General features: G+C 55.1%; 3 protein-coding genes. All 3 read left to right on the forward strand.

The features are described from left to right. Positions 1 to 431: IS630 family transposase (locus tag OC446_RS29775; RefSeq protein ID WP_262032499.1), on the forward strand; the 431-nt coding region annotated here is incomplete at its 5' end. Between the two features lie 186 nt (positions 432 to 617). Next, positions 618 to 1,349 carry a virulence factor family protein gene (locus OC446_RS29780; protein ID WP_262032500.1) on the forward strand — a complete coding sequence of 244 codons (732 nt, stop codon included), beginning with the start codon at positions 618 to 620 and terminating at the stop codon, positions 1,347 to 1,349. A gap of 411 nt (positions 1,350 to 1,760) precedes the next feature. After that, positions 1,761 to 2,138 (forward strand): response regulator transcription factor, encoded by a 378-nt coding sequence (locus OC446_RS29785; RefSeq protein ID WP_262032501.1) that lies wholly within the window; start codon positions 1,761 to 1,763, stop codon positions 2,136 to 2,138. Positions 2,139 to 3,198: the final 1,060 nt, after the last annotated feature.

A 3,198-nucleotide genomic window follows, 5' to 3' on the forward strand; every position in this document is an offset into this window, starting at 1 on the left:
CGGCCCCGCGGGATTTGAGAACCGCCTCCACCTACATCTTCGGGGCGATCTGCCCGGCACAGGGCAAGGGCGCCGGCCTGGTGCTGCCGCGCTGCACGACCGAGGCGATGTCCCTGCATCTGGCCGAGATCGCGCAGGCCGTGGCGCCCGGAGCACATGCGGTGCTGGTCTTGGATCAAGCCGGCTGGCATGTGTCGCGCAAGCTGACGGTGCCGGCCAACATCACGCTTCTGCCGCTGCCGGCGAAAGCACCCGAGTTGAACCCTGTGGAGAATATTTGGCAATTCATGAGGGAGAACTGGATCTCCAACCGGATCTTCACATCCTACGCGGACATTCTCGATCACTGCTGCGCGGCCTGGACCAAACTCATCGATCAGCCTTGGACGATCATGTCCATCGGCTTGCGTGATTGGGCTCACGGGTTCTGATCAATGGGAGTTGGTATAAGTATCGGATTCCAGCCATTCCTCGACTCTGCTCGTCCGCTTTGCCCTAGCGCCAACGCAACCGCGCGGCCTGCGGGCGGGTTCTCCTACGTTCCAACTGCTGCATTATCCGGGGATTGGGTGCTGATCGCGTCGTCCGAGCCCCCACAGGAGACGAAGGAATTCCTCGTGAAGGAGTCCAACATTTCTTTGCAGATTGTCTCGGTCGCGGCGGAGTTTGAGGCTGGTGTAAGGGCCGCTCTTGAGATGGCCTCTGCCCCGGTTAGCAGCCTCAACGATCTTCCTGTAGTCGAGCTTCCGGCTAACACCGAGGCAACGAAACTTGCGATTTTTCTATCTGGCGATGGCGGATGGCGGGATCTCGATAAAACCATTGCCGAAACAATTTCGAGAAGCGGGATTGACGTCGTAGGACTGGATTCGCTTCGCTATTTTTGGACTCGGAAGGAACCATCTCAGATTGCTCATGATCTTGAGCTCATCATCACCCATTACAGGCAACATTGGCAGGCCCGCCGCGTCATACTACTCGGTTACTCCATGGGAGCGGATGTCATCCCGCCAGTTTGGAGCAAGCTGGCGGAACCCGTACGCAACGACGTCGGGTTGATCGTCCTCATTGGAGCAGAACCGACGGCGATCTATGAAATCTCCATTAAAGGCTATCTCGGTGCTAGCGCCGGGACTGAGGTTGACATTCGATCCGCCCTCAAGGCGCTCCCCGCTTCGCGTGTGATGTGCTTCTACGGCAAGGAAGAAAAGGACGATGGTGGCACCGCATGTACCTTACCAGAGTTGAGTGGTGCAACGTTAATCGAACGCCCTGGAGGTCATCACCTTGATGGAAACTACGATGTTATCGCGAAAGATATTTTGGACCGCGTCAACACATTGCCATAAGCAAGCCATCGCGGCCGCGCAGAGATTGTTGAATTAAGCGCACGCTAGGTATCAAGCCAATTCGGCAATCCCCGGGGCCGATTCACGCTAGCAGACTCCGGTGACCGTGATGATGCCGCGGGTATAATGCTCAAGGCGGAAGTCCCGATTGCTCTAAATCGGTGTTGGCAGCGCACAGTGCTTTCTCGGCACCGATCATTGAGGCAGTAGAGGTTTTGCGTACTCGCTGGACTGCTTCATGCGTGGCCGCATTGATCTGAAGCACTTGGGGACTAAGACAATTGTCCTATAAAATCTGTTCATAAAACCTAAGTATGATACCACTCGGCCGAATCCGGATGGTAACATTGCCGCGTGATATCATCCTGAAACAACAATTTTCTGTTCCTCGGCTGTTTGAGAGCGGGACACTTGCTAGATCATCCAATCATTTCGATTGTTGACGATGACGAGTCCGTTCGCCTTGCAATAAAGAGTCTTCTCAACGCGCTAGGGTTTACTACTCATCCATTTTCATCTGCTGAAGATTTCCTGAAATCCGCTGTCCTGAGAGAAACATCATGTTTAATCTTGGACATTCAGATGCCAAAGATGAGCGGGATTGAACTCCAACAGCTTTTAGTCTCCCAAGGTGTACGCACACCGATCATTTTTATTACAGCCTTCCCTCAAGACACCACCCGGACGCGGGCACTGGAGGCGGGAGCGATCTGTTTTCTGAGTAAGCCGTTCGATGAGAAGGTCTTGCTCCGGTGCATCAATAAGGCGTTGGAGTACGAGAGGAGATGAAGGCAAAGATGGGACGGATATGAGGGCAGGTTCTCAACAGGGCTTATCACGGCCAAAGACCTTTAGCTTGCCCGTCGTGCGCGGAGAAGGCGCCCGCTAAGCACGCTCCAGGAATGTCTGCCAAGTGGCTGTGTAAGATCACCGCCTCCAAGGTCGAGGCGCACGGAGCCGGCTTTTCGGAATGTCACGAAAGTTGCGGTAACTCAGTTCGGATTGAATCTCAGGCGGGTGGGCCACGGCATCGGCCACAGATGCCTCAGAGATCGTAAGGCCGACAGTAGGTCGGGGCAATACCTCCTAGTATGCCGCCGACCGCGGCTGCGTGGGAAAATCTGCTGTGGTTCTGTCGGTGTAATCCGATCGTCGTAAGCGACGAATAATAGTTGGCTGGCGCCGTGCGACAGTCAAGTCCCAAGTCTTCGATCAGCGAACGGACCTCCATCGTGTTGCTGACAGCAACGACGGCACCTGCAAGGGCCTGAGTCGATGTGCGACTTCGCTGCGCTTGCGCGGCGGGACAAGGCTAGGCCCAATTTAAATCCTCGGCCGCCTGATCAATGGCCAAATCACCTGTTTTATGATCGATGAACAGGTTCCAAGAGCGATCGGCACGAAGATCGAGGCAGATCCCAGCCCGGAAAAGTGCCTAATAAAGTAGTTGCTCCGACATAATACGTCGTAGACTGAACGAAGGCGCCCGGCCGATGCTCGGCTTCAACTGGACCGGCGGCACTCAGATGATGTCGGTCGGGTCGCCGAACATGTTCGGGATCCCAAACAAATGAAGACATGACCTCGATTCAGTTCTCTCACCCGTTGGGCATCTCAAGTGCTTGCCTGCGTACAGTCTTCAGGCTTTTTGGAAAGACGCGATGGGGATCCGCGGATTCTCCTTCGATGCCAGTCCTACGAAGCTCGAGACCAACATGCACAAAGCTGTCTCTCTTGGACTAAGAGCGCTACGTTGCCGTCCTTCAGTATGCAGGATGCGCATGCCAGCTTAAATAGTCGGCCCTGAACAATGCCGTTTGATCAGGCTGCCATTGGATTCCAGGGTTCG

Origin of the sequence: Microvirga sp. Mcv34 (genome assembly GCF_024519725.1) — a bacterium.
Classification (GTDB): Bacteria; Pseudomonadota; Alphaproteobacteria; order Rhizobiales; family Beijerinckiaceae; genus Microvirga.